This window comes from Methylobacterium sp. 13MFTsu3.1M2 (genome assembly GCF_900112625.1).
Classification (GTDB): domain Bacteria; phylum Pseudomonadota; class Alphaproteobacteria; order Rhizobiales; family Beijerinckiaceae; genus Methylobacterium.
On the sequence record NZ_FOMM01000011.1, the window covers coordinates 47,330 to 72,949 of the forward strand.

At 73.2% G+C, this 25,620-nt stretch carries 27 protein-coding genes; 12 read left to right on the forward strand and 15 right to left on the reverse strand.

Annotated elements, in window-relative coordinates; translation table 11 throughout:
- Nucleotides 1-162 precede the first annotated feature (162 nt).
- Genes tauA through BM314_RS11920 form a run of 3 tightly spaced genes read left to right on the forward strand, consistent with a single transcriptional unit; the run spans nucleotide 163 to nucleotide 2,881 of the window.
- Complete coding sequence (tauA, locus tag BM314_RS11910) at nucleotides 163-1,176, forward strand: taurine ABC transporter substrate-binding protein (RefSeq protein ID WP_091978259.1); 1,014 nt, start codon at nucleotides 163-165, stop codon at nucleotides 1,174-1,176.
- Nucleotides 1,177-1,199: 23 nt separating this feature from the next.
- Entirely contained in the window at nucleotides 1,200-1,991 is a 792-nt protein-coding gene (locus BM314_RS11915; RefSeq protein WP_091926361.1) for a taurine ABC transporter ATP-binding protein, read from the forward strand.
- A complete protein-coding gene (locus tag BM314_RS11920; protein ID WP_091978260.1) occupies nucleotides 1,988-2,881 on the forward strand; it encodes an ABC transporter permease subunit in 894 nt (297 codons plus the stop codon). The genes BM314_RS11915 and BM314_RS11920 overlap by 4 nt, the downstream gene beginning before the upstream one ends.
- Here the strand turns inward: BM314_RS11920 and BM314_RS11925 are convergent.
- Nucleotides 2,878-3,597 carry a phytanoyl-CoA dioxygenase family protein gene (locus BM314_RS11925; protein WP_020093208.1) on the reverse strand — a complete coding sequence of 240 codons (720 nt, stop codon included), beginning with the start codon at nucleotides 3,595-3,597 and terminating at the stop codon, nucleotides 2,878-2,880. The genes BM314_RS11920 and BM314_RS11925 overlap by 4 nt on opposite strands.
- Nucleotides 3,598-4,356: 759 nt before the next feature.
- On the opposite strand from BM314_RS11925, the gene BM314_RS11930 reads away from it, so the two are divergent.
- From BM314_RS11930 to BM314_RS11945, 4 genes are all read left to right on the forward strand, one after another.
- Nucleotides 4,357-4,956: a PAS domain-containing protein gene (locus tag BM314_RS11930; RefSeq protein WP_020093209.1), complete on the forward strand. Its 600-nt coding sequence runs from the start codon at nucleotides 4,357-4,359 to the stop codon at nucleotides 4,954-4,956.
- 219 nt (nucleotides 4,957-5,175) lie between these two features.
- The gene (locus BM314_RS11935; protein ID WP_091677612.1) at nucleotides 5,176-5,685 is read left to right on the forward strand and encodes a ferritin-like domain-containing protein; all 510 of its coding nucleotides are present in this window, start codon (nucleotides 5,176-5,178) and stop codon (nucleotides 5,683-5,685) included.
- 98 nt (nucleotides 5,686-5,783) lie between these two features.
- On the forward strand, nucleotides 5,784-6,428 hold the full coding sequence (locus BM314_RS11940) for a cysteine hydrolase family protein (protein ID WP_091926359.1): 645 nt from the start codon (nucleotides 5,784-5,786) through the stop codon (nucleotides 6,426-6,428).
- 204 nt (nucleotides 6,429-6,632) lie between these two features.
- Nucleotides 6,633-6,830, forward strand: a complete 198-nt coding sequence (locus BM314_RS11945; protein ID WP_012318739.1) for a hypothetical protein — start codon at nucleotides 6,633-6,635, stop codon at nucleotides 6,828-6,830.
- Nucleotides 6,831-6,921: 91 nt separating this feature from the next.
- Here BM314_RS11945 and BM314_RS11950 read toward each other — a convergent pair whose 3' ends face one another.
- Nucleotides 6,922-7,692: an SDR family NAD(P)-dependent oxidoreductase gene (locus BM314_RS11950; RefSeq protein ID WP_091926358.1), complete on the reverse strand. Its 771-nt coding sequence runs from the start codon at nucleotides 7,690-7,692 to the stop codon at nucleotides 6,922-6,924.
- A gap of 152 nt (nucleotides 7,693-7,844) precedes the next feature.
- On the opposite strand from BM314_RS11950, the gene BM314_RS11955 reads away from it, so the two are divergent.
- Nucleotides 7,845-8,474, forward strand: a complete 630-nt coding sequence (locus BM314_RS11955; protein WP_020093213.1) for a TetR/AcrR family transcriptional regulator — start codon at nucleotides 7,845-7,847, stop codon at nucleotides 8,472-8,474.
- Nucleotides 8,475-8,482: 8 nt separating this feature from the next.
- Here BM314_RS11955 and BM314_RS11960 read toward each other — a convergent pair whose 3' ends face one another.
- The 5 genes from BM314_RS11960 to BM314_RS11980 form a co-directional block, all read right to left on the reverse strand.
- Nucleotides 8,483-8,827, reverse strand: coding sequence for a DUF1330 domain-containing protein (locus tag BM314_RS11960; RefSeq protein ID WP_020093214.1), 345 nt, complete (start codon nucleotides 8,825-8,827; stop codon nucleotides 8,483-8,485).
- A gap of 63 nt (nucleotides 8,828-8,890) precedes the next feature.
- Entirely contained in the window at nucleotides 8,891-9,583 is a 693-nt protein-coding gene (gene pyrF / locus BM314_RS11965) for an orotidine-5'-phosphate decarboxylase (protein ID WP_056523322.1), read from the reverse strand.
- Between the two features lie 289 nt (nucleotides 9,584-9,872).
- Nucleotides 9,873-10,490: a uracil-DNA glycosylase family protein gene (locus BM314_RS11970; RefSeq protein ID WP_056523320.1), complete on the reverse strand. Its 618-nt coding sequence runs from the start codon at nucleotides 10,488-10,490 to the stop codon at nucleotides 9,873-9,875.
- Nucleotides 10,491-10,627: 137 nt separating this feature from the next.
- The gene (locus BM314_RS11975) at nucleotides 10,628-12,823 is read right to left on the reverse strand and encodes a xanthine dehydrogenase family protein molybdopterin-binding subunit (RefSeq protein WP_091978261.1); all 2,196 of its coding nucleotides are present in this window, start codon (nucleotides 12,821-12,823) and stop codon (nucleotides 10,628-10,630) included.
- 59 nt (nucleotides 12,824-12,882) lie between these two features.
- The gene (locus BM314_RS11980) at nucleotides 12,883-13,338 is read right to left on the reverse strand and encodes a (2Fe-2S)-binding protein (protein ID WP_020093218.1); all 456 of its coding nucleotides are present in this window, start codon (nucleotides 13,336-13,338) and stop codon (nucleotides 12,883-12,885) included.
- Between the two features lie 284 nt (nucleotides 13,339-13,622).
- Here BM314_RS11980 and BM314_RS11985 point away from each other — a divergent pair, with 284 nt between their 5' ends.
- Entirely contained in the window at nucleotides 13,623-15,158 is a 1,536-nt protein-coding gene (locus tag BM314_RS11985) for a sensor histidine kinase (protein ID WP_020093219.1), read from the forward strand.
- A 27-nt stretch (nucleotides 15,159-15,185) separates the two neighbouring features.
- Here the strand turns inward: BM314_RS11985 and BM314_RS11990 are convergent, their stop codons facing one another.
- Entirely contained in the window at nucleotides 15,186-15,602 is a 417-nt protein-coding gene (locus BM314_RS11990) for an EVE domain-containing protein (RefSeq protein WP_020093220.1), read from the reverse strand.
- 224 nt (nucleotides 15,603-15,826) lie between these two features.
- Here BM314_RS11990 and BM314_RS11995 point away from each other — a divergent pair, with 224 nt between their 5' ends.
- The gene (locus BM314_RS11995; RefSeq protein ID WP_091978262.1) at nucleotides 15,827-18,202 is read left to right on the forward strand and encodes a bifunctional diguanylate cyclase/phosphodiesterase; all 2,376 of its coding nucleotides are present in this window, start codon (nucleotides 15,827-15,829) and stop codon (nucleotides 18,200-18,202) included.
- 25 nt (nucleotides 18,203-18,227) lie between these two features.
- Here BM314_RS11995 and BM314_RS12000 read toward each other — a convergent pair whose 3' ends face one another.
- From BM314_RS12000 to BM314_RS12020, 5 genes are all read right to left on the reverse strand, one after another.
- Complete coding sequence (locus BM314_RS12000; protein ID WP_091926355.1) at nucleotides 18,228-19,226, reverse strand: NAD(P)H-dependent glycerol-3-phosphate dehydrogenase; 999 nt, start codon at nucleotides 19,224-19,226, stop codon at nucleotides 18,228-18,230.
- Nucleotides 19,223-20,080 carry a GNAT family N-acetyltransferase gene (locus BM314_RS12005; RefSeq protein ID WP_091978263.1) on the reverse strand — a complete coding sequence of 286 codons (858 nt, stop codon included), beginning with the start codon at nucleotides 20,078-20,080 and terminating at the stop codon, nucleotides 19,223-19,225. The genes BM314_RS12000 and BM314_RS12005 overlap by 4 nt, the downstream gene beginning before the upstream one ends.
- The gene (gene tsaD / locus BM314_RS12010) at nucleotides 20,077-21,141 is read right to left on the reverse strand and encodes a tRNA (adenosine(37)-N6)-threonylcarbamoyltransferase complex transferase subunit TsaD (protein ID WP_091978264.1); all 1,065 of its coding nucleotides are present in this window, start codon (nucleotides 21,139-21,141) and stop codon (nucleotides 20,077-20,079) included. The genes BM314_RS12005 and tsaD overlap by 4 nt, the downstream gene beginning before the upstream one ends.
- A gap of 133 nt (nucleotides 21,142-21,274) precedes the next feature.
- On the reverse strand, nucleotides 21,275-21,484 hold the full coding sequence (locus BM314_RS12015; protein WP_010686190.1) for a TOBE domain-containing protein: 210 nt from the start codon (nucleotides 21,482-21,484) through the stop codon (nucleotides 21,275-21,277).
- 95 nt (nucleotides 21,485-21,579) lie between these two features.
- Nucleotides 21,580-21,918, reverse strand: coding sequence for a DUF2293 domain-containing protein (locus tag BM314_RS12020; protein ID WP_042670839.1), 339 nt, complete (start codon nucleotides 21,916-21,918; stop codon nucleotides 21,580-21,582).
- 102 nt (nucleotides 21,919-22,020) lie between these two features.
- Between BM314_RS12020 and BM314_RS12025 the strand changes: the two genes are divergently transcribed.
- Entirely contained in the window at nucleotides 22,021-22,323 is a 303-nt protein-coding gene (locus BM314_RS12025; protein WP_020093227.1) for a hypothetical protein, read from the forward strand.
- Between the two features lie 111 nt (nucleotides 22,324-22,434).
- On the opposite strand, the gene rpsD is transcribed toward BM314_RS12025, so the two are convergent.
- Entirely contained in the window at nucleotides 22,435-23,052 is a 618-nt protein-coding gene (gene rpsD / locus BM314_RS12030) for a 30S ribosomal protein S4 (protein WP_010686187.1), read from the reverse strand.
- A gap of 193 nt (nucleotides 23,053-23,245) precedes the next feature.
- Here rpsD and BM314_RS12035 point away from each other — a divergent pair, with 193 nt between their 5' ends.
- Nucleotides 23,246-23,725 carry a GNAT family N-acetyltransferase gene (locus BM314_RS12035; protein WP_091926353.1) on the forward strand — a complete coding sequence of 160 codons (480 nt, stop codon included), beginning with the start codon at nucleotides 23,246-23,248 and terminating at the stop codon, nucleotides 23,723-23,725.
- A gap of 130 nt (nucleotides 23,726-23,855) precedes the next feature.
- Here the strand turns inward: BM314_RS12035 and BM314_RS12040 are convergent, their stop codons facing one another.
- The gene (locus BM314_RS12040) at nucleotides 23,856-25,490 is read right to left on the reverse strand and encodes an alpha-D-glucose phosphate-specific phosphoglucomutase (RefSeq protein ID WP_091978265.1); all 1,635 of its coding nucleotides are present in this window, start codon (nucleotides 25,488-25,490) and stop codon (nucleotides 23,856-23,858) included.
- Nucleotides 25,491-25,620 lie beyond the last annotated feature (130 nt).

Genomic DNA, 25,620 nt, shown 5'->3' on the forward strand with positions numbered 1-25,620 from the left:
CTGCGACCCGCGCACCGCCGCGGGGGCCGCGGCGCGAGGCGGATCCCGGGCGCGACCCGGGCAGGGCGCGGGCCCTTGCCTTCGTGGCCGAGCTCGGTCGACCCTGCGCCCCGGCCGCCCGAGTCGCCTCCGCGCCGGGCCGGCCGGAATGGGGGACATCTCATGACATCTGCCGGTCCGCACCGCCGCGCCGTCGCGCTGGCCGCCCTGGCCGCCCTGGTTCTCGGCGCGCCGTTCCCCGGCACCGCCCGCGCGGCCGACCGGGAGGTCACCTTCGCCCACCAGGACATGGTGGTGCCGTTCCGCGCCCTGATGGCCTCCGGGGCGATCGAGAAGGCGACCGGCTACACGATCCACTGGCGCAAGTTCGGCGGCGGCGGCGACGTGATCCGCGCCATGGCCTCGGGCAGCGTCCAGATCGGCGAGGCGGGGTCGAGCCCGATCGCGGCGGCCGCCTCGCAGGGGCTCGACATCCAGCTGTTCTGGATCCTCGACGAGATCGCCGACGCCGAGCAGCTCGTGGCCCGCGCCGGCAGCGGCGTGACGGGCGTGGCCGACCTGCGCGGCAAGACGGTCGCGGTGCCGTTCGTATCGACCGCGCATTACCAGCTGATCGCCGCCCTGGCGGAGGCCGGGCTGACGCAGGCCGATGTCCGGATCCTCAACATGCGGCCGCCCGAGATCGCCGCCGCCTGGGAGCGGGGCGACATCGACGCGACCTTCATCTGGGACCCGGTGCTCGCCCGGGTGAAGAAGTCCGGCACCGTGGTGGTCTCGGCCGGCGACCTCGCCCGCCGGGGCAAGGCGACCTTCGACGGCCTCGTGGTCGACCGGGCCTGGGCGGCGCGGAACCGGGACTTCCTGGTGACGCTCGTCCGGCTGATCGCCGCCCAGGACGCGGCCTACGCCGCCAGGCCCTGGGGCGCCGACGCACCGGAGGTGGCGGCGGTGGCCCGGATCAGCGGCTCGGCGCCCGCCGAGGTGCCCGCGAGCCTCGCGGCCTACCGGTTCCCGACCCTGGAGGCGCAGGCCTCCCCGGCCTGGCTCGGCGGCGGCGCCGCCAAGGCCCTGACCGAGACCGCCGCCTTCCTGAAGGCGCAGGGGCGCGTGCAGGCGCTGGCGCCCGACTACGCCCGGTTCGTCACGATGGAGGTCGTGGACGCGGCCCGGAAATAGCCTGTCCCCGGACCGGAGGGCCCATGATCGAGATCCGCAACCTGAGCGTCCGCTACGGGCAGGGCGCCGACGCGGTCGCCGCGCTGTCGGGGATCGACCTGACCATCGGTCCCGGGGAGTTCGTGGTGGCGCTCGGCGCCTCGGGCTGCGGCAAGACCACCCTGCTCTCGGCGATCGCGGGATTCCTGGCGCCCACCGAGGGCCGCATCCTCCTCGACGGCGCGCCGGTCCGGGGTCCGGGAGCCGAGCGGGGCGTGGTGTTCCAGCGCCACGCCCTGATGCCCTGGCTGGACGTCGCCGAGAACGTGGCCTTCGGACCGAAGATGCGGGGCGTGCCCCGGGCGGAGCGGCGGCGGATCGCCCTGGCGACGCTCGACCTCGTCGGCCTGCCCGACTGCGCCGACCGGAAGGTCTACGAGCTCTCGGGCGGGATGCAGCAGCGGGTCGGCCTCGCCCGGGCGCTCGCCGGAGACCCGCGCGCCCTGCTGATGGACGAGCCGCTCGGCGCGCTGGACGCCTTCACCCGCGAGCAGATCCAGGAGCTGATCCTCCGGATCTGGCACCGGACCGGCAAGATGGCCTTCTTCATCACCCACGACGTCGAGGAAGCGGTGTTCCTCGCCACCCGGCTGGTGATCATGAGCCCGCGGCCCGGCCGCATCGTCGAGACGCTGGACCTGCCCTTCTCCCGGGCGTTCGTCGAGGGCCGCGACGCGCGGGCCGTGAAGTCGGACCCCGCCTTCATCGCCGTGCGCGAGCGCGTGCTCGCGCGCATCCGCGGCGGCGCCGGCGCGGCGTCCGAGGCCGTCCGATGAGCGGTCTGCCCCGCGCCGCGCCGGACGCGGTCCCGGACGTGATCCCGGACGTGATCCCGGACACGGCCCCGGCCTCGGCTCCGGCGACGGCCCCGCTGGCGCGCACCGGAATCCGCCGCCGCCGCGGGATCCTGGTGCCGGCGGTCAGCGCTGCCACGGTGCTGGCAGCCCTCGGCCTCTGGCTGGTCGCCACCCGTGCCGGCTGGGTGAAGCCGCTGTTCCTGCCGCCGCCGGAGGCGGTCCTGGCGGCCTTCGGTCAGGCCTGGCGCGGGGAGATCGACGGCGCCCCGCTCGGGCTCCACGTCGGCGACAGCCTCCTGCGCGTCCTCGGCGCCTTCGCGCTCGCCGCCCTGGTGGGCATCCCGGCCGGGCTCGCCATGGGCACGAGCCGGATCGCCCGGGGCATCCTCGACCCGCCGATCGAGTTCTACCGGCCGCTGCCGCCGCTCGCCTACCTGCCCCTGATGATCATCTGGTTCGGGATCGGCGAGCTGTCGAAGGTGCTGCTGATCTTCCTCGCCTGCCTCGCCCCGGTGGCGCTCGCCGCGCGGGCGGGGGTGCGCTCCGCCTCGGTCGACCAGATCAACGCCGCGCGCGCCCTCGGGGCGAGCCGCTGGCAGGTCCTGCGCTACGTGGTCTTCCCGGCGGCGCTGCCGGAGATCCTGATCGGCCTGCGGATCGGCATGGGCGTGGGCTGGACCACCCTGGTGGCCGCCGAGATGGTGGCGGCCCAGGCCGGGCTCGGCCAGCTCGTCCTCAACGCCTCCAATTTCCTGCGCACCGACGTGGTGGTGATGGGCATCCTGCTGATCGGCCTGTTCGCGGGCCTGTTCGAGCTCGGGATGCGGGGCCTGGAGCGCGTGCTGGTGCCCTGGAAGGGCCGACACTAGCGCCGCCGCAGCACCCGCTTGAGCCGGCTGCCCGCGTGCGGATCGACGTAGTGCAGCAGGGCCGTGGCCCGGATCGCGTCGGACGCGCAGGGCTCGTTCGTGTGCAGCGAGCGGTAGCCCCAGAAGAAGTACAGGCTTCCCGGCTTCAGCGACAGGCGGATCACGCGGTCGCTGCCGCGGTCGTAGGCGCGGGTCAGGAGCTTCTGCGCGAGCGGATTGTCGACCAGCGCCTTGTCGACGAGGTTGCGGAGGTAGCTCCGACGCAGTGCGCGGGTGTTCGGGTGGATGATCAGGCGCCCCGGAGTACCGTGGTCCGGCATCGTGACGGGGACGAGGGCCGTGAGCACGTACGAGTCGAAGTGGAAGCGCATCGAGTGCGTCCTGGCGCCATGTCCCGCCAGACAGCGCAGGATCTGGTAGTAGCCGACATCCGGCGCGGGCCGTCCCACGGCGCTCTCGTAGATGCCGCGGCACAGGGCGTTGAAGGTCGGGTCGTCCGGCAGGGCGGCCAGGAACGTGCCGCCGAGATCCTTCGTCCCGGTGAAACCCGCGTACTCACCGCCCTTCGCGGCGACCGCCCGCGCGACGAAAGCCTGCGCGACGCGCAGGTCCTCCGGGCTCACGTAGTCCTCGAGAACCGCGTAGCCCTGTGACGTGATCTGCTGCGCGATCGCCCCCGCCACGGCGCCGGAGGGGACCTTGAACATGTAGCTCATGGGACCGAACCTTGCCGACCCGAGCCAGACGACACCTGAGAGCCGGTCCGAACGCCATCAGGCGCATTATCTGAGCCGATAGAGTCGGATTCGTCAATCATTCATCTGGATAAATAGCTGCACAAGATGGCGCAAGTTGCGCCATTACTGCACAGGCCGCCGGGACGAAGGGGGCCATGGGTTCACGGCGCGGCGGCGGATGGGTCCGCGCGGAGATTCTGCGGATCGGAGGAACGGGCCGGCCCGCGCGCGGCTCTGCATCCACGTCCGCGTCCCGACAAGATGTGGGGCCCACCAGGCAGCGGACGTGGAGGTCGGCAGAACCAACCCGTCCTTGATCGCGTCGGCCCGCTCGCCGGTCGCCCTCATTTGATGCGCTCGCTGCGCTGACGAACCGCGTCCAGCGCCCGCGCGGACGCGCAGGGCGCGCAAGCTCCGGCCCGGACCGGGACGTCCCGGGCCCCTCGGCCACGACGCTGGGCCTGGACGCGGGGCCTCGCCCCGTCCCCGCCGGCGGAGTCAGGTGTCGGCCAGTGGAGGGACGGCACGTCGCGGCGGTCAGCAGAAGAAAATTCCCTTCGAGTCCGCCGCTCAACTCTGACAGAAGCCTAGGGCGGGCGAACCGGGCACGGCGAGACAACACATATATTTGAATACAAGATCTTTACGGGAATTTGTATTAGGCTATAACGGATTTTGCAGGATCACAATCGTCGCGCAGCGTCGCCTCTGGTTGCGGTGAGATCGGGGAGGTCTCGGATGGACCACGCGGACGACGTCGTATCCGAGGCGGCGCTCGTCGCGGCGCTCGAAGCCTCGGGCGGCGTCGGCTTCTGGATGTGGGACATCCTCCGGGACGAGGCGCGAGCCGATCCGGTGAGCGCCCTGCTGTTCAACATCAGCCCGGCCCGGTCGCGGGTCGGGGTCAGCCTCGCGGAGCTCCTGAAGGCCGTCCATCCGGACGATCAGCCCCACATCTCGCAGGTCATTCTGGACTGCGTCCGGACCGGCGGCTCCTACACGGCGGAGTACCGCGTCTGCTCGCCGGAGGGGCGGCTGCGGTGGCTGTTCACCCGCGGGCACTTCTACCTGGACCAGGACGGGCGACCGACCACCGGACGGGGCGTGATCGTCGAGATCTCGGACAGCAAGGCGGCCGGCGCGGCTTTCGCGGAGCGCGACGGGGACACGATCGACGACGCCCTCAGCCGCACCGCCGACCTCTGCCTGTCGCTGCACAACACGGTCTCGGTCGTCGGCGACACCGCCCTCGTGGCGCTGACCGAGACGCTGCTCCTCGAGATCGGCAAGCGCCTCGCGGAGCGCCAGCGCGCCGAGCGCAGCGGCGGCCTGCACTGAGCGGGGCAGCCTGCCGGAGGTCGCGGATCGTCCGCTCGATGCGCGCCGCCCCGGCTTCGTCGACCGGCACCGGCTGTCCGGTCTCGTCCGGCCCGTCCGGCCCGTCCGGGACCGGCGCCCCCCCGCGCCTGCGACCTTCCGACCGGAACTTGGCCGTGCGGCACCCGTGTTTGCCGGTTGAATGAGCCCCGCGCTCACAACTGCTGAGAGGTGAACGCCATGACCATGGACGCCCGCGAGATCTACGTCACGGCCCTGAAGAACACCCATGCTGTGGAGATGCAGGCGCTGCAGATCATGGAGCGGCAGGTCGAGCGCCTGGAGCGCTATCCCGAGATGGAGCAGGCCCTGCGCCGCCACATCGAGGAGACGCACGGGCAGCGCCACCGGCTGGAGGAGGCGCTCCAGAGCCTGGGCGACAGCCCCTCGACCCTCAAGGAGGGCTTCCTGGGCTTCGTCGGCAACATGATGGCCCTGGGTCACACGCCGGCCCAGGACGAGATCCTGAAGAACACCTACGCCAACCACGCCTTCGAGAATTTCGAGATCGCCGCCTACGAGTCGCTGCTCACCATCGGCGACGCCGCCGGCCAGCAGGGCCACCGGACAGCGTTCGAGCAGTCCCTCAAGGAGGAGCAGGCCATGGCGGAGGCGGTGCGCAAGCTGATCCGCCCGACCACCGAGCGCTACCTCTCGCTGACGGTATCCGGCGCCAAGGCCGACCGCTGAGGTCCCGCCGTCCCCGCCCCGAGACCGGGCGGGGACGGCCTCCCGTACCACTTTCGCCCGCTACCCGAGCCACGCTGACCCGGTCTGATCGCGCGCCCATGGACATCGGAAGCCGCCCATCGACGGACAGTCCCCGGCCGGAGCCGGAAACCGCCGGCGGGGCCCTGGGGAGGGGGTGCGTCCACCTCTGCGTGGACATGCAGCGCATGTTCGCCGAGCCCACCGACTGGCAGACCCCGTGGATGAACCGCGTCCTGCCCCATGTCTGCCGCCTCGCGGCGGCGCATCCGGAGCGGACCGTCTTCACCCGCTTCATCCCGGCCACCCGGCCGGGCGAGGGCCGCGGGACCTGGGCGACCTACTCGCGGCGCTGGGCCGGCATGACCCGGGAGCGCCTCGACCCGGGCCTGATCGACCTCGTCCCGGACCTCGCCCGACTGGCTCCGCCCGCCGAGATCGTCGACAAGACCGTCTACTCGCCCTGGCTGGAGACGGGTCTCGACGCGCGCCTGCGCGCGCGGGGGGTCGACACGCTGATCGTCACAGGCGCCGAGACCGACGTCTGCGTGTTGGCCGCCGTGCTCGGCGGGGTCGATCTCGGCTACCGGATCGTGCTGGCCACCGACGGCCTGTGCAGTTCCTGCGACGAGGCGCACGACGCCCTCCTGCTGATGTACCGGATGCGCTACGGCCACCAGGTCGAGACGATGACGACCGCCGAGATCCTCGACCGCTGGCACTGAGCCGGCCGCGCGCCCTCCCGCCGGGCCCGAGCATCCGATCTGTAATGGCCAAGCTCAAGGCGAGTTCTCGGCCCGGCTCCGCCGGCCACCCCGGATCACGAACACTCGATCCGTGCGGCCGCGCACGCGAAAAACAGTCGCGGCGCATGAACCGGTGGCCGGTGAGACCGTTATGTTCCTGAACAGGGTTCCGGAGGAAAGGTTATGGCCAAGCACGAGATCCTCGGCTACTTCGAGCACCGCCGCGACGGGGCCTGGGTCTGCGTCCGTCCCTTCACTCTGACCACGCGGGATGCGAGCGTCGACATCCGCCAGGGCATGCGCTTCGACTACGGCAAGCGCGTCGGAGGCGTCGATCTGGCCGAGTACCTCGAGCGCCTGGGTTCGCAGTTCGGTTCCTGAGGCGCGGTCACGCGCGAGCCGCATATCGCAGATCCTTCGATGCGGCGCCGGGCGTGACCCCTGCGCCGCGCTTCGTCGTTCCGAGCGCCGCTCAGGCGCCGCCCCACTGCATCGTCAGGCCGCCATCGACCACCAGGGTGTGGCCGGTGATGTAGGCGGCGTCCTCCGAGGCGAGGTAGAGGATCGCCCGGGCGATCTCCTCGGGCTGGCCGGCCCGGTGCCACGGGATCCGCTCCAGGGACTCGTCGAGAACCTCCGGCTTCTCGAACCGGTCGGCGGTCATCGGCGTCTCGATCAGGCCCGGGGCGACGCTGTTGACGTTGATCCGATCCTCCGCGAGTTCGCGCGACAGGGACCGGCAGAGGGAGCCGAGCCCGGCCTTCGACATGCCGTAGGGGGCGCTCTCCGGCGTGGGCAGGTGCTGGGCCACGGAGGAGACGAACACGATCTTTCCGTTGCCGCCCTGGGCCCGGCGCATCCGGATGAAGGGGCGGGCGCAGAACAGCGGCCCCATGAGGTTCACCCGCAGGATCCGCTCCAGCACCGCGTCGTCCATCTCGGCGACCGGCATCCCGCTCATGGCCTGCCCGGCATTGGCCACGAGGATGTCGAGGGTGCCGAACTCGCTGCCGATGCGGTCGAAGGCCGCGGTGACCGCCGCCGGGTCGCCGACGTCGAGCTGGAGCACCAGCGCCCGCCGGCCCGCGGCCTCGACCCGCGCGGCGGTCTCGCGGATGCCCTCCGCGTCGCTGTGATAGGTGATGGCCACGTCGGCGCCCGCGCGGGCGAGCAGTTCCGCGGTCGCCTGCCCGATGCCGGAATCGGCCCCGGTGACCAGGGCGCGGGTGTCGGTGAAGCGCATCGCGGATCTCTCGCTGACGCCGCCGTCGCGGCGGGGTGCCTGGGCAATGGGCGCCGCCCGGGCCGGTTCCGGGCGCGCGCAGCCGCCGCAGGGGAACCCGATCCGGGTTCGCGTCTTTGACGCCCCGCCGCCGCATGGCCTAGTGAGGTCGCATGTCCCTCGAAGATACGACCCGCTCGCTCGCGGAGGAGTGCGCGCCCGACACGCGGAGCCGCATCCTCGCGACGGCGGGCACGTATTTCCGCGAGATCGGCTACCAGAAGACGACCGTGGCCGACATCGCCCGGACGCTGAAGATGAGCCCGGCCAACGTCTACCGCTTCTTCGAGTCGAAGAAGGCGATCAACGAGGCGGTGCTGGAGCGGCTGATCGGCGAGAGCGAGGCGGTGATCCTCGGCATCGCCGACCGGCCGGGCCTCGACGCCACCGCGCGCCTCGCGGCGGCGATCGAGGCCCTGCATCGCGACTCCACCCGGCGCTGCGAGACGTTTCCCCGCCTGCACGAGATGATCGAGGCGGCGATGGCGGAGAGCTGGGACGTCTGTCGCCACCACGTCGCCCGGATCACCGCCGGGTTCGAGCGGATCATCCGCGACGGGGTGGCGCGGGGCGAGTTCGAGGCGGCCGATCCCGCCGAGGCGGCCGCCTGCGTCCACGTCGCCATCGCCCGCTACACCCACCCGCTGCTGGTGGGCTGCTCCACCCTCCAGCCGGTGCCGCCCATGGCGGCGATGACGGCGTTCCTGCTGCGGAGCCTCGCGCCGCGCGGGTCGCTCCCGTAGCGCGCCGCCTACTCGGAGGCCGGTCCCGCCTCCGGCGCCGGCTCGGAGGCGCTGGGCTGCGGCCCGTCATAGCCCTCGATCACTAGGATCTCGGCCTCGACGCCGCCGCGCTGCTTGGCCTTGGCGGCCTGGTAGAGGTCGGAGTTCCAGCAGGCGAGGGCGTCGGCGTAGCTCGGGAACTCGATCACCACGTTGCGGGACCGGGCCGGGCCCATCACCGCCTCGTGGGCGCCGCCGCGCACGAGGAACCGGCCGCCGAACTTGGCGAAGGCCGCGCCGTTGGCCGCCACGTAGTCCTTGTAGGCCTCCGCGTCGCGGACATCGACCCGCGCGATCCAGTAGCCCTTGGTCATGCTGCGTCTCCTGCCCTGCGGAGCGAAGTGGGACCGCTCCGCCCGAAGGCAATCCCGCTCGGATCAGGCGAGGTCCGCCACGATCGCCCGCGCCACCGCGCGGGGGTCGGCGGCGCCGGTGATCGGGCGGCCGACCACCACGTGGTCGATCCCGGCCCGGCGGGCGTCGCCCGGCGTCATGACCCGCTTCTGGTCGCCGGCCGCGGCGCCCGCCGGGCGGATGCCCGGGGTGACGATCAGCCGGTCCGGACCGACGACGCGCCGGACCGCGCCCGCCTCGGCGGCCGAGCAGACGAGGCCGTCGATGCCGATCTCGGCCGCCTGCGCGGCGCGCTTGGCGACGAGCTCCGCCACCGGCAGGCCGTAGCCGGCCTCCGCGGCGTCGGCGTCGTCGTAGGAGGTGAGCACCGTCACGGCGAGGATCCTGAGTCCCGCGCCCCGGCCGCGGACCGCCGCCCGCATGGTCTGCGGGTAGGCGTGGACGGTGAGGAAGGTGGCGCCGGAGCCCGAGGCCGAGCGCACGCCCTCCTCGACGGTGTTGCCGATGTCGTGGAGCTTCAGGTCGAGGAAGACCTTGAGCCCGCGGGCCGCCAGCCGCTCGGCCAGGGCGAGGCCGCCCGCGTAGCCGAGCTGGTAGCCGATCTTGTAGAAGGTCGCGGCGTCGCCGATCCGGTCGATCAGCGCCTCGGCGGCCTGCACGCTCGGCAGGTCGAGGGCCACGATCAGGCGGTCGCGGGGGTCGGCAATCTCGGTCATCGGCGCGTCCTTCGGGGGTCGCGGCACGGATCACGCGCCGGCGATGCCTGTCAATGCGGGCGGGTCCGGGCGACGCCGTCCCCGACCCGCCGTGCGCGCCCCGCCTCGCGCGCCGTCCTTGCGAGCGCAGCGAAGCAATCCAGGGCGGCGCGCCGGTCTCGGATTTGATGTGTCGCTGGATTGCTTCGCTGCGCTCGCAAAGACGGGCGCGACCCTTCAGTCCCGAGGGATATGGGATGCGCATGTCGTCGCTGTCGCGACGAGGCCCCGATGGCCCCTCATCCCGCCATCACCCCGCCATCACCCGCGCCACCTCGGCGCGCAGCACCGGCAGCAGCTCCGCCTCGAACCAGGGCTCGCGCTTCAGCCAGCCGTTGTTGCGCCAGGACGGGTGGGGCAGGGGCAGGACCCGGGGGCGGCGCGGCTCGGCCAGGATCTCCCGCCAGCGCCGCACCGTCCCGGTGAGGCCGCCCTCCATCCGTCCGAGGTGCCAGCCCTGCGCGTACTGGCCGATCACCAGGATCAGCTCCAGATCCGGCAGGCCGGAGAAGAGTTCCGCCCGCCAGCGCTCGGCGCATTCCCGGCGGGGCGGCCGGTCGCCGCCCTTGGCGTCGAGGCCGGGGAAGCACGACCCCATCGGGACGATGGCCACCCGGGCGGGATCGTAGAACCGCGCCGCGTCGAGGCCGAGCCAGGCGCGCAGCCGCACGCCCGACGGGTCGGTGAAGGGCTGCCCGGTGCGGTGGGCGCGGGTGCCGGGGGCCTGGCTGGCGATGCAGAGGCGGGCCGTGGCCGAGCCCTGGACGATCGGCCGGGGCTCCTGGGGCAGGGGCGGCCCGTAGCGGGGCGTGTCGCGGCAGAGGCGGCAGGCGCGCAGGCGCGCGGCGGTGTCGTCGAAGGCGGGCATGGCCCGGAGATGGCGTCGCGGCGCGCGAAAAAGAAACGGCGCGGTGTCGCGCCGCGCCGTCGTCAGTCGGGTCTCTTGCCTTGGGGGGAAGGCCCACCCTTCCTACGCCGATCCGGGCCGGCGGAACGTGCGTTTCCTCACGCGCCCTTCACGCCGGAGAGGTCGAGCGGCAGCGAGCGCAGGCGCCGGCCGGTCGCGGCGAAGACCGCGTTGGCGATCGACGGCCCGAGCACGGGCACGCCCGGCTCACCGATCCCGGTGGGCGCCGCCTGGCTCGGCACGATGTGCACCTCCACCTTCGGCATCTCGCTCATCCGGGTCGGCTCGTAGGCGTCGAAATTGTGCTCCTGCACCTGCCCGTCCTTGAGGGTGATGCGGTTGCGCAGCACCGCCGACAGGGCGAAACCGACCGCGCCCTCGACCTGCGCGCGGATCACGTCCGGGTTGACCGGAACGCCGACATCCACCGCCGCCACGATCCGGTTGACGCGGATCGCGGCGTCGTGCGCCGTGACGTCGGCCACCATGGCGACGTAGGAGCCGAAGGATTCGTGGACCGCCACGCCGAGGCCGCGGCCCGGATCCTGCGGCTTGGCGCTCCAGCCGGCCTTCTCGGCGGCGAGCTTGAGCACGCCGGACAGCCGCGGCGCCTGGGTCAGGAGAGAGAGCCGGTAGGCGACCGGATCGACGTTGGCGGCGTGGGCCAGCTCGTCGATCATCACCTCCATCACGTGGGCCGTGTGGGTGTGGCCGACCGAGCGCCACCACAGGACCGGCACGCCCTCGCGGCCGTTATGGACGCCGAACCGGTAGGCCGGCAGCGCGTAGGCGGTGTCGGAGGCGCCCTCCACGGTGGTGGCGTCGATGCCGTTCTTGACGATCATCGCCTCGAAGGGCGAGCCGATCATGATCGACTTGCCGACCATCACGTGGTCCCAGCCGACCACCGCGCCCTTGCCGTCGATGCCGGCCCGGACCCTGTGCAGCACGGTCGGGCGGTAATAGCCGCCGGCCATGTCGTCCTCGCGGGTCCAGACGAGGTGGAGCGGGGCCTTCTCGCCGGACGCCTTGAAGACGGTGGCGGCTTCCGCGAGGTAGTCCGCGGTGGGCGTCGCCCGGCGCCCGAACGAGCCGCCGGCCCAGTTGCTGTGCAGCCGGACCCGGTCGGCCGTCACGCCGAGGATCGCCGCCATGGTGGCCTGCTCGACGGTCTGGAACTGGAAGCCCGCGTAGACGTCGTAGCCGCCGTCGGCCCCCTTCTCGATCGTGGCGTTCAGGGGCTCCATCGCCGCGTGGGCGAGGTAGGGGAAGGTGAACTCGGCCTCGACGACCTTGGCGGCGCCCTTGAGCGCCGCCTGCGGGTCGCCGCGCTCGGAGGCCGTCAGGCCGGGACCCTTGGCGCGCTCGCGGTACTCGGCCAGGATCGCGTCGGACGAGCGGGTCTCGGCGGTGCTGTCGTCCCAGGCGACGGTCAGCGCCTCGCGGCCCTTCATGGCCGACCACGTGTCGCGGGCGATCACCGCCACGCCGGTCGGCACCTGCACCACGTCGAGGACGCCCGCGACCTTCCGGGCGGCCGCGGCGTCGAAGCTCTTCACGGTGGCGCCGAAGCGCGGGGCCCGGGCGACGAGGGCCGTGACCTGGTTCGGGCGGCGGATGTCGAGGGAGTAGACCGCCGTGCCGTTCGTCTTGGCGACGGAATCGAGGCGCGGCACCGTCTGGCCGATCAGCGTCCACTCGCTCGGGTCCTTGAGCCGCGGCTCGGACGGCACCGGCAGCGAGGCGGCCGAGGCCGCGAGCTCCCCGAACCGGGCCTGCCGGCCGGACGGGGCGTGGCGCACGAGACTGTCGGCGACCGTGATCTCGGAGACCGGCACCTTCCAGCGGAAGGCGGCCTCGGCCATCAGCATCTCGCGGGCGGCCGCGCCGGCCTTGCGCAGCTGGAACCAGGAATTGGCCACCGCGGTCGAGCCGCCGGTGCCCTGGATCGGGCCCATCAGGCTGTTGTTGTAGAGCGCCGCGTCGGCGGGGGCGAACTCGGTGCGGACGTGTCGCCAGTCGGCGCCGAGCTCGTCGGCCAGGATCGTGGCGAGCCCGGTCGTGTTCCCCTGGCCCATGTCGAGGTGCTTGATCACCACCGTGACGGTGTCGTCCGCGCCGATCCGCACGAAGGCGTTGGGCTGCGCCTTCACGTCGGCGAGGTTCGGGCCGGGCGCGGCGCGGGCGGGTTTCGGGTCGAGCCGGAACGCGACCACGAGGGCGCCGGCGCCCGCGAGCAGGCCGCGGCGGCTCGGACGGACGGGGAGGGGGTTCGGTCGACGGGCGTTCAGCATGGCGGCGAGGCTCCGGTCGGGACCGCGGGGGAGGGCGGGAAGGTGGGCGCCGGGACGGATCAGGCGAGGCTGCGCGCGGCTTCGTGAATCGCCGCGCGGATGCGCTGATAGGTGCCGCAGCGGCAGATGTTGCCGTCCATGGCGCCGTCGATGTCGGCGTCGGTGGGCTTGGCGTTGCCCGAGAGCAGGCCGATCGCCGACATGATCTGGCCGGACTGGCAGTAACCGCACTGGACCACGTCGAGCTTGCGCCAGGCCGCCTGGACGGCCTCGGCCACCCGGCCCGACACGCCCTCGATGGTCGTCACCTGCGCCGCGCCGACATCGCCCAGCCGCGTCTGGCAGGCCCGGACCGGCTGGCCGTCGAGGTGGACCGTGCAGGCGCCGCACTGCGCGATGCCGCAGCCGTACTTGGTGCCGGTGGCGTCGAGCCGGTCGCGCAGCACCCAGAGCAGGGGCATGTCGGGATCGGCGTCGATCGCGTGCGCGACGCCGTTGACGGTGAGATTCGGCATGGTCGGCGACCCTCTCTCGACGCGCGTGTCCGGGCGCCCCGGATCGCGGCGTGCGACCGCGCTCGGGCCGGCGGGCCTCCACCCGAGACTAGCGGGCGCGGGCCCCGACACGATGTGCGGCACCGCACGTCGATCCGACGGCACGACAGTCTCGATACAGCCCGCGATGCTTAAGATTGCAGGGATGTCGGCAGCCGCTTCTTAACATATCCGCCCCATCCTCACGGAGTGCTTCCCCGCCACCGCCGCCCGTCCGCGCATTCGAGCCGAGTTTGAAGACGCGCATGTCCGATCTCACCGTCGAGATGGTCCAGCGCGGTCGCGGCCCCTCGACGGAGGAGGCGGCGCGCCGCCGCGGGGTCGCCCGGGAAATCCGCTCGGCCCGGGAGAAGCTGACCTCGCGGACCGGCCTCGAACGGGCCTTCGACTACGAGCTGCTGCGCCACTACGCCCAGTACCGGGTCGGCGCGGGCATCCCGCTGGTGGGGTTCGCGGCGGTGCTGGCCGCGGCGTCGACCTTCTGGATCGCGCCGCCGGTGGCGGCGATCTGGGCGCTCGGCGTGGTCCTGATGATCTCGCTCAACACGACGTTGAGCCGGCGCTTCCTCCGCGCCGACCCGGCGACGATCCCGCTCGCCCGCTGGCGCCGCCGCTTCCTGGTCGGCGAGGTGCTGCAGAGCCTGTCGTGGGCCGCGATGATCGGGCTCGGAACCACCGGCGGCTGGACCTTCGCGCTGTTCGGCCTCGTCATCGCCTCCGCGGTCACCACCATGCTGGCCGCGACGGTGCCGCTCGCCGCCGTCGCCGCCCTGGTGCCGCTGGCCCTCGCCACCGCCTCGCTCGCGGCCTTCTCCCGCGGGATGGACCTGCTGATGCTGGTGGTGATGGCCGGCGGCGCGCAGGTCTTCTTCCTGGGGCTGTCCCGCCGCCTCTACACCTCGACGGTGGGCGCCCTGCGCTCCCGCGCCGAGAAGGACGCGGTGTTCGGCGAGCTGGAGCAGGCCAAGGCCAACTCGGACGAGGCCCGCCGCCGGGCCGAGGAGGCCAACCTCGCCAAGTCGCGCTTCCTCGCCACCATGAGCCACGAGCTGCGCACGCCGCTCAACGCCATCCTGGGCTTCTCGGAGGTGATGAAGAACGAGGTGTTCGGCACCCACACGGCGCCGTCCTACCGCGAGTACTCGCACGACATCCACGACAGCGGGATGCACCTCCTGAACCTGATCAACGAGATCCTCGACCTGTCGCGGATCGAGGCGGGGCGCTACGAGCTCAACGAGGAGCCGGTGCAGCTCGCCCACGTGGTCGAGGAGTGCCGCCACATGATGGGCCTGCGGGCCAAGGCGAAGAACCAGACTTTCCACGACCTCGTCGACGGCTCGCTGCCGCGGCTCTGGGCCGACGAGCGGGCGCTGCGCCAGATCGTCCTGAACCTCCTGTCGAACGCCGTGAAGTTCACGCCCCCGGGCGGCGAGATCTGGCTGAAGGTCGGCTGGACCGCCTCGGGCGGGCAGTACGTCTCGGTGAAGGACAGCGGCCCGGGCATCCCCGAGGACGAGCTCGGCACGGTCCTGTCCTCGTTCGGGCGCGGCTCGCTCGCGATCAAGACCGCCGAGCAGGGCTCCGGCCTCGGCCTTCCGATCGTGAAGGGCCTCGTGGAGCTGCACGGCGGGCAGTTCCAGCTGTCCTCCAAGCCCCGCGAGGGCACCGAGGTGGTGGTGACCCTGCCGGCCGCCCGGGTCATGGACACGCTGCCGCCGGTCGAGGTCGAGCCGGACTTCGTGGGCCCCGTGCGCGGCCCCCTCAACCGCGCCGCCTGAGCGGCCCGTCGGGCCGCGCGCCCCGGCTCAGCCGAGCCCGCCGAGGGCGCAGACCCGCGCCCACTCGGCCTCGGTCACCGGCTGCACCGACAGCCGGGAATTGTTGACCAGCACCATGTCGGCGAGCGCCGCGTCGGCCTTGATCGCCTCGAGCGTGACCGGGCTCGGCAGCGCCCGCACGGCCCTGACGTCGACCATGCCGAAGCGGCCGGTCTCGTCGGTGTGGTCGGGATAGTAGGCGCGGATCACCGCCACGATGCCCACCACCGCCTTGCCCTCGTTCGAGTGGTAGAAGAAGCCCTCCTCGCCGACCTGCATGGCCATCAGCTGCTTCTTGGCGAGGTGGTTGCGCACGCCGTTCCAGTGCGTGCCGGCCTCCCCGGCCGCGACCTGCTGATCCCACGACCAGGTCGCGGGCTCGGATTTGAACAGCCAGTACGCCATCGCTGAAGTCCCAGTAGACCGCCCGGCCGGGCGGCGCGCCCCGCCATAGCCCAGCTTCGCCTCCCGGGAACAGGCCGGTCCGGCCCCGGCCGCGCGCGGGACCGGCGGTCAAGCAGAACCCGCGTAGAACGCCGCAGCTCTGCTATCGCAAGCCTTGGGCAAATATTAAATTCTGCATGCAAATAGCCGTATAGCGCGTCACGCACCAATCGCCGGTTGCATACATGATCTCAGTCATCGGTTGCTTTATCGGTGAACACAACCTGTGGCTGGTAGGCCTCGCGGCCCTGGTCTGCGCGCTGGCGAGCGGCACCGCGATCGAGCTCCTCACCCATGCCGGCCGGACCGGCGGCCGCGGCCGCTACGTCTGGGTCGCGGTGGCCGCCGCCGCCGGGGGATCGGGGATCTGGGCGACGCATTTCCTGGCGATGCTCGCCTTCGAGCCCGGGCTGCCGTCGGGCTACGGCGTCGGGCTGACGCTCCTCTCCTACGTGGACGCCGTCGCGATCACCGGGCTCGGCTTCGCCCTGGCCGTCTCCGGCCGGGCGGTCCAGGCGGGCCTCGGCGGCGCCGTGGTCGGCGGCGGCATCGCGACGATGCACTACACCGGCATGGCCGCCTATCAGGTGGCGGGGCACCTCGCCTGGACTCCCGCGCTGGTCGTGGTCTCGGTCGGCCTCGGGGCGGGGCTCGGCGCCGCCGCCCTGGTGGTCGGCCTGTCGGCCACCACGTTCCGGGGTCGGTACGGCGGCGCCGCGCTGCTGATCCTGGCGATCTGCGGCCACCACTTCGCCGGCATGGGCGCGGTGACCCTGCATCCCGACCCCACCGTGGCGATCCCCTCGGGCGCGATCCGGAGCGGGTGGCTCGCCGCGGCCGTGGCGGTGGCGAGCTGCCTGATCCTGCTGCTCGCCGGCGCCGCCCTCGTGGTCGACCTGCGCGAGCGCCGCCGCGCCGATCTCGAGCGCGAGCGCCTGCGCAGCCTCGCCAACGCGGCCGTGGAGGGCCTCGTCGTCTGCCGCGGCGGCGAGATCGTCAGCGCCAACGAGGCCTTCGCCCGGCTCGCGGGCCTGGAGGCGGCCGTCCTGACGGGCCGGAGCCTCAGCGCCTACCTGCCGGACCTCGTGCCCGGCTCAGGGACGGCCGACCAGCCCCTGGAGACCGAACTCGTCCCGGCGGCGGGCGCCCCCATTCCCGTCGAGGTGATCATGCGCCCGGTCGCCGAGTACGGGCGCCTGCCGCACCACGCCGTGGCGGTGCGCGACCTGCGCGCGCGGCGCCGGGCCGAGAGCGAGATCCACTACCTCGCCCACCACGACGCGCTCACCGGCCTCGCCAACCGCACGAGCTTCCACGCCCGGCTCGAGCGCGCGATGCGCGCCGCGGACGCCCAGGGCGGCCGGCTCGCGGTGCTGTGCCTGGACCTCGACCGGTTCAAGGAGGTCAACGACCTGTTCGGGCACGCCGCCGGCGACGCGATGCTGCGCGACCTCGCGCTGCGGGTCGGCGGTCTCCTCGATCCCGAGCAGCTGATGGCGCGGCTCGGCGGCGACGAGTTCGCCATCCTGACGCCGCAGGCGGAGGGACAGGCGGAGCGGCTGGCCGAGCGAATCCTCGCCACCCTGGCGGCGGTTCCGGCCGCCTCCGGCCCGGTGATCGCCACCAGCATCGGCATCGCGGTCTATCCCGACGACGCCGCGGACCTGCGCGCGCTCCTGAGCCACGCCGACGCCGCCCTCTACCGGGCCAAGAGCGAGGGGCGCGGCACCTGCCGGCGCTACGACGCCAGCATGGGCGCCGAGATCCGCGACAGGCGCCAACTCGAGCACGACCTCCGCCACGCGGTGGCGCGGGGCGAGCTGGAGCTCGTCTACCAGCCGCAGAGCCAGATCGAGTCCGGCACGGTCACGGGCTTCGAGGCGCTGCTGCGCTGGCACCATCCGGACAGGGGCGGCATCTCGCCGGCCGTGTTCATCCCGATCGCCGAGGAGACCGGGGCGATCCTCGAGATCGGCGCCTGGGTGCTGCGGGAGGCCTGCCGGGCGGCGGCCGGCTGGCCGAACCCGCTGGCGATCGCCGTCAACGTCTCGGCGGTGCAGCTCCACAACCCGCACTTCGTCCCGTTCGTCCACGGGACCCTGTACGAATCCGGATTGCGGGCGGAGCGCCTGGAGATCGAGATCACCGAGACCGCGCTGATCCGGGATCCGGCCCGGGCGCTCCTCACCCTGCGCCAGCTCAAGGCCCTCGGCGTGCGGATCGCCATGGACGATTTCGGCACCGGCTACTCGTCGCTGTCGAACCTGCGCGCCTTCCCGTTCGACCGGATCAAGATCGACGGCTCGTTCATCAGGGCGGTCCACAGCAACCCGCAGGGGGCCGCGATCGTGCGCTCCGTCCTGGGGCTGGGGCGCGGCCTCGGGCTCGCCGTGGTGGCGGAGGGCGTGGAGACCGCCGAGGAGCTGTCCTTCCTGGCCGGCGAGCAGTGCCACCTCGCCCAGGGCTACCTGCTGGGTCGGCCGGCGCCGATCGCGCGCTTCGCGGCCCACACCCACGGTCAAGGACAAGGCCACGCTGTGCCGGCGGCCTCGGTGGCGTGACAGGGGTTGCGGGGCGGGGCCGGCGTCAGTCGGTCTCCCCGCGCAGCGGACGGGCCAGCAGGCCGGCGATCACGTCGTCGACGCTGGCGGTGCCCGCCACGATGGCGGCGACGGCCGCCGCCACCGGCATCTCGATGCCCCTGGCGGCGGCCAGCCCGGCCAGCGCCGCGGCCGTGAACGCCCCCTCGGCGAGCTTGCCGCCCGCGGCCTCGGCCGGGCTCGCCCCGGCGCCGAGGCGCTGGCCGAAGGCGAAGTTGCGCGATTGCGGCGAGGAGGCGGTGAGCACGAGGTCGCCGAGGCCGGAGAGCCCCATCAGCGTCTCGGGCCGGCCCCCGAAGGTGCGGGCGAAGCGCATCAGCTCGGCGAAGGCCCGGGCGATCAGCGCCGCCCGGGCGCTCTCGCCGAGCCCGCGCCCGGCCACGATCCCGCAGGCGATGGCGAGCACGTTCTTGCCGGCGCCGCCGATCTCGACGCCGCGCACGTCGTCGGTGTGGTAGAGGCGGAAGCTCGGTCCCGACAGCAGCGCGCTCAGGGCGGCGGCGCGGCCGGCATCGGCCGCCGCCAGGGTCACGGCCGTGGGCAGGCCGCGGGCGACGTCGATCGCGAAGCTCGGGCCGGACAGGACCGCCACGGGCGTTCCCGGCGGCAGGACCTGCTCGGCCACCGCGCTGAGGAAGCTGTCGCTGCCGCGCTCGATCCCCTTGGCGCAGAGGATGACCGGCCCGGCCGTCGCCAGGGGTCCGCGCAGGGATTCCAGCACGCCGCGCACGGTCTGGGCGGGCACGACCAGGAGCGTCGCCCGGGCACGGGCGAGGTCGGCGGCCTCGCCCGTCGCCCGGATCGCCGGGTGGAGCGGCACGCCCGGCAGGTAGCGCGGATTCTCCCGCTGGGCCTGCAGGGCGGCGGCGGCCCCCGGGTCGCGCAGCCAGAGGGTGACGGGATGGCCGGCCCCGGCGGCGGCGTTGGCCAGCGCCGTGCCCCAGGCCCCGCCGCCGACGACGTTGATCGGGGTCTCGGCGCTCATGCCGCTTCCTCCCTGTCGGCGCAGTCCAGCCGGTAGAGCACGTGGTCGCGCAGCGGCCCCTCCGGCACCGCCGGATGCGGGAATGTCCCGGCCGGGCGCATGCCGAGACGCTCCATCACGGCGCGGGAGCGGCCGTTGCCGGCCGCCGTGAAGGCCACGACGCTGCGGATCCCGCAGCGCTCCGCGAGGTCGGCGCGGGCGAGCCGCGCGGCGCGCGTGGCGAGGCCGCGGCCCCAGGAGTCCCGCGCGAGGCGCCAGGCCAGCTCGACCGTCGAACCGGGCCGGTCGCCGCCGGGGAAGGGCAGGGGCCGCAGGATCCGCATCGCGCCGGCGAAGCCGACGAACCGGCCCGCGTGTTCCAGGGCCCAGGGGCCGAACCCGTCCGCCACGAAGCGGCGGTCGAGGAGGCCGGCCTCGGCCTCGCTCTCCGTCGCGGTCCGGGTCCGGGGACAGTGGGCCATCACCGCCGGATCGGCGTTGAGCGCCGCGAACGGCGCCGCGTCCTCCGGGCGCCAGCGGCGCAGGGTCAGGTCGCCGTCGCGGAGAGCCGCGGGCACCGGCGCGAGGGCGATCTTGCCGCGCCACGCGAGCGAGCGGCGGTTGAGGAGGGCGAGATCCGCGCGCCCCGCGAGCACCGCCTCGCCGAGCGCGATCGCCAGCTCCAGCTGCGCGAGGGGCATGGTGGCGTGGGCGGGCGGGCGGACATGGTCGCGCCAGGCACCGCCGCAGGCGTGGTCCAGGAGGATGCGGGCGAAGCAATGGTCGAGCCGCACCGGCCAGCCCGGCCGGGCGGCCCCGGGCAGGCGGCGCTCCACCAGGTCCCGCCAGTGGGCGCGCCGGTCCGCCGCGCTCATCCGGCCGGGACCGCCGCGCGGGCCGGGGCGGCCGCCAGCGGCCAGCGGGGCCGCGCCGGGGCGGTGAGGTCGTCCACCAGCCCGAGGCGCAGGCGCTCCAGCCCGGCCCAGGCGATCATCGCGCCGTTGTCGCCGCAGAGGGGCAGGGGCGGGGCCACGAAGCTCAGGCCCGCCTCGCCCGCGAGGGACGCCAGCGCCCGCCGGACGGCGCCGTTGGCCGCCACGCCCCCCGCCGCCACCAGGGCGGTCGGGCGTCCGGCGACGTCCGAGAAGGCGCGCAGGGCGACCCGAGCGCGGTCCACCACCACGTCGACCACGGCGGCCTGGAAGCTCGCGCAGAGATCGGCGACGTCGCGCTCGGCCAGCGGGGCGATCCGCTCGGCCTCGATCCGCACGGCGGTCTTGAGGCCCGAGAGGGAGAAGTCGGCCTCGCGGCGGCCGAGCATCGGCCGGGGCAGGGCGAAGCGCTCGGGATCGCCGGCCTCGGCCACGCGCTCGACCTCGGGGCCGCCGGGATAGCCGAGGCCCAGGAGCTTGGCGACCTTGTCGAAGGCCTCGCCGATGGCGTCGTCGACGGTGGAGCCGAGGCGCACGTAGTCGCCGACGCCGCGCACAGCGACGAGCTGGGTGTGGCCGCCCGAGACCAGGAGCAGCAGGTAGGGGAAGGCGATGCCGTCGGTGAGCCGCGCCGTGAGGGCGTGGGCCTCCAGGTGGTTGACGGCGAGCAGGGGCTTGCGGGTCACGAGCGCCAGGGTCTTGGCGGTGACGAGGCCGACCAGCACGCCGCCGATCAGCCCGGGCCCGGCCGCCACCGCGATGCCGTCGAGGTCCCGGAAGCCGGTCCCGGCCCGGTCGAGGGCGCGGGCGATCAGCCGGTCGAGCACCTCGACATGGGCGCGGGCGGCGATCTCCGGCACGACGCCGCCGTAGGCCGCGTGCTCGGCGATCTGACTGAGCACCTCGTTGGCGCGGATCTGAGCGCCACCCTCCTCGTCGACCGACACCACCGCGGCGGCGGTCTCATCGCAGGTGGTCTCGATGCCGAGCACGGTCTTCTGCACGCGCGGAACTCCTTGTCCGGGCTCATCCTATCCGGCGGCGGCGGCGGCGCGAAGGCGGCCGGCCCCCGCCCGGGCCCGGAGCGTGGTGAATGGGCGCCGCCCTTCGTCCAGGAGGGCGGCGCGCGAGCCGTCGTCAGTCGACGGCGACCATGACGTCGGAGGCCTTGATCACCGCGTAGGCGGGACCGCCGGCGACGAGCTTGAGGGACTCGACGGCCGCGTTGGTGATCGAGGCGGTGACCACCTGGCCGGGGCTGATCTCGATCTTCACGTGGGAGGTTGTCGCCCCCTTCTCCACCGAGACGACCGTACCCTTGAGGACGTTGCGCGCGCTGATCTTCATGGTCTTCTGCCAATCTCCACGAGCGGCACCGGAACGGGCCGCGGGGCGGCCCCGGGCCGGTCTCCTACAGCATGGCGGAGCCCGGCGCGACCGCCTCAGCGCGGATCGGCCCCGGGCGCGCCGGGCTCGTCCTCGGGGACCGGCGCGGCGCCCCAGGCGGCGAGCGCGGCGTTGAGGTCTTCGAGGACGAAGTGCCGGGCGCTGTCCCGGTCGTAGCCTTCCGCGAGGAGTTCGTCGTAATCCGTGAAGACGTGGCGCGCGTAGGCCACGAGGGCGAGGCGGGCCGCCGTCTCGGGGGCGGCCCGGCGGAGGCCGGGGCTCGCCAGCGCCCGGTCGAGGGCGGCCTCCGCCTCGAAATCCGGCAGGCGCGGGGCGAGGCGGGCCAGGGCCGCGGCGACGGCCTCCCGGCGGTTCAGGGGCGGACCGGCGCTCACCGGGGATCTGCCGTCGGCATGATTTTAAAGGTGTGATCGGGTAGGATCGCCGCCAGATGAGGCGGGGCCGGCACAGGATCCTCCGCCGGGGAGATCACGTCCATGGCAATTCTTCGTCCCGCGCTGCTTCTCGGCCTCCTGCTCGGGGCGACGCCGGCGCTGGCCCAGAGCCCGGCTCCGGGCGCGGGCCCCGGCCCCGCCGCCCCGGCCGGCCCCATCGTGGGCGGCCGCCGGGTCACCCCCATGAGCCAGACCAAGCCGACGGGCAACGCCGCGGCCACCGGACTGCCGCAGCCCGTGAGCCAGGCCGAGATGATCAAGGCTCAGAAGGCCGCCGAGGCCCGCTCGAAGGCCTGGGACAGCAAGATGCGGCACACGATGGGCTCGATCTGCCACGGCTGCTGAGGCCCGCGCCCCGTCCCGGGTGCCGGAGGCCGGCCTTCGGGACTGAGGTATCGAAACGCGAAGGGGCCGCCCGAACGGGCAGCCCCTCCATCGGTCGCCGGGGCGACAGGATCAGCGGGAGTAGAACTCGATGACGAGGTTCGGCTCCATCTGCACCGGGTAGGGCACCTCGGACAGGCTGGGGATGCGGGTGACGCGGGCGGTCATCTTGGCGTGGTCGGCCTCGATGTAGTCCGGCACGTCGCGCTCGGAGAGCTGCGTCGCCACGATGACGATCTCGAGCTGGCGGGACGACTCCTTGACCTCGATGAGGTCGCCGGCCTTCACTTGGTAGCTCGGGATGTTGACGCGGACGCCGTTCACCTTGACGTGCCCGTGGTTGACGAACTGGCGCGCGGCGAACGGGGTCGCGACGAACTTCGCCCGGTAGACCACGGCGTCGAGGCGGCGCTCGAGCAGGCCGACGAGGTTCTCGCCGGAATCGCCGCGCAGGCGGATCGCCTCGGCGTAGTAGCGGCGGAACTGCTTCTCGGTGATGTTGCCGTAGTAGCCCTTGAGCTTCTGCTTGGCGCGCAGCTGCGTGCCGAAGTCGCTCATCTTGCCCTTGCGGCGCTGGCCGTGCTGGCCGGGGCCGTACTCGCGGCGGTTGACGGGGCTCTTCGGGCGGCCCCAGATGTTCTGGCCCATGCGGCGGTCGAGCTTGTGCTTCGCCTGAATCCGCTTCGACATATCTTCCGCGTCCTCTCGTGACGAGAATGAGGAACGCGCCCTCCTTTTCCCGGCCCATCGCGGTCCGGGACGACAGGGCGGGAGGATCCCGCCCACGGGTGCGCGTGAAAACGCGACGGGGCCCCGTGCGGAGCCCCATCGACGGGCGGGTCTTTAGGGGACGGACGCGCCGCGGTCAACCGTGAGAGGTCAGATGAACGAGTCAGTCGCGCTCCGGCGCGGTGCGCCCGCGGACGCGGACGCGATCCGGGCGCTGGTGGAGGCGGCCTACACGAAGTGGATCCCGGTGATCGGCCGCCTGCCGATCCCCATGCGGGCGGACTACGCGCAGGCTCTGCGGGACCACCGCTTCGACCTGCTGGTGGCCGGCCCGGATCTCGCCGGCCTGATCGAGACGCGGACCGAGGCCGATCACCTTCTGGTCGTCAACGTCGCGGTGCATCCGACCTTCCAGGGCCGGGGCTTCGGCAGCCGGCTGATGGGACGCGCCGACGCGGTCGCGGGCGAGGCCGGGCTGACGCGACTGCGCCTCTACACCAACAAGAAGTACACGGCGAACCTGCGCCTCTACGGGGCACTCGGCTACCGGGTGGAGCGGGAGGAGCTCTACGACGGACCGGGCCGGACCCGCGACGACGACGTCACCGTGCACATGGTGAAGGACCTGGTTTGAGGAAATCGGCGCCGGCCCTGCCGCCATCGCGCGCGCAGCGAAGCGACCCGGAGTCGCGCGCCGCCGTCGAGCGTGGCGCCTCTGGGTCGCTTCGCTCCCCGCGCAGAGACGGGTCGTCTCCCGGCTCCCCTCAGGTCACCACGCTCGGCTCAGGCCTTCCGGTGCGCGGCGCGATCTCGGCGATCGCGCGGGCTGCGGCGGCCACCGGGGCCAGCACCTCGGCCACGGCCAAGTCGAGCCGGTCCGGCGCGTTCTCGTAGCGCTCCAGGTAGACCCGCAGCGTCGCCCCGGCGGTGCCGGTGCCCGAGAGCCGGAACACCGCCCGCGCGTCCTCGGCGAAGCCGATCCGGATGCCCTGGCGCTCGGTGAGCGAGCCGTCGACCGGGTCGCGGTAGGCGAACTCGTCGGCCGTCGACACCGTGAGGTCGCCGATCCGCGTGCCCGGCAGCCCGGCGAGCTTCTCGCGGAGCGCGTCCATCAGGCCGTTGGCGGCGTCGGAATCGACCTCCTCGTAATCGTGGCGGGCGTAGTAGTCGCGCCCGTAGGCGCGCCAATGCGCCCGCACCAGCGCGTCGGCCCGCTCGCCGGTGGCCGCCAGGATGTTGAGCCAGAGCAGAACCGCCCAGAGCCCGTCCTTCTCGCGCACGTGGTTCGAGCCGGTGCCGGCGCTCTCCTCGCCGCACAGGGTGATGAGGCCCGCATCCAGCAGGTTTCCGAAGAACTTCCAGCCGGTGGGTGTCTCGTAGGCCTCGATGCCGAGGGCGGCGGCGACCCGGTCGGCGGCGCGGCTCGTGGGCATGGACCGCGCGACACCGGCGAGCCCGCCGGCGTAGCCCGGCGCCCGGTGGGCGTGGGCGGCGAGCAGGGCGAGGCTGTCGCTCGGCGTCACGAACAGGCCCGGCGCCACGATCATGTTGCGGTCGCCGTCACCGTCCGAGGCCGCGCCGAAATCCGGCGCGTCCGGGCCCTGCATCAGGTCGAACAGGTCGTGGCAGTGGACCGGGTTCGGATCCGGGTGGTGGCCGCCGAAATCCTCCTTCGGCACGGCGTTGACCACCGTGCCGGCGGGGGCGCCGAGCATCCCTTCGAGGATCGCCGTCGCGTACGGCCCCGTCACCGCGCTCATGGCGTCGAAGCGCATGCGGAAGCCGGAGGCGAACAGCCGCGACACCGCGTCGAAGTCGATCAGCGTGCGCATCAGTTCGGCGTAGTCGGCCACCGGGTCGATCACCGTGACCGTCATGGCGCCGAGGCGGGTGTCGCCGAGCGTGTCGAGGTCGAGGTCCGGGGCCTCGACGACGCGGTACTCGGTCAGCGCCTTGGCCCGCGCGAAGATCGCGTCGGTGACGGTTTCCGGTGCCGGGCCGCCGTTGGCGGCGTTGAACTTGATGCCGAAATCGCCCTCCGGGCCGCCCGGGTTGTGGCTCGCCGAGAGGACGATGCCGCCGAGCGCCTTGGCCTTCCGGATCACGCAGGAGGCGGCCGGCGTCGAGAGCAGGCCGCCCTGCCCGACCAGGACCCGGCCGAAGCCGTTTCCGGCGGCCAGCCGCAGCGTCTTCTGCACCACCTCGCGGTTGAGGAACCGGCCGTCGCCGCCGAGCACCAGGGTGGCGCCCGCCTTGTCGGGCAGGGTGTCGAAGATCGCCTGGACGAAGTTCTCGACGTAGTTCGGCTGCCGGAACACCGGCACCTTCTTGCGCAGGCCGGAGGTGCCCGGCTTCTGGTCGGGGAAGGGCGTGGTGGCGACGGTGGTCGGAGTCGTCATAAGCGGGCGTCTCCCGGGATCCTGCGCCTCAATGCCCGCCCGGAGGCGCGGCGTCACCAGCCCCGGCGACAGGGGCGGGCTTTTTTCACGCGGATTCGCCGGATCGGGCGACGGAACCCGCGGCCTGTCC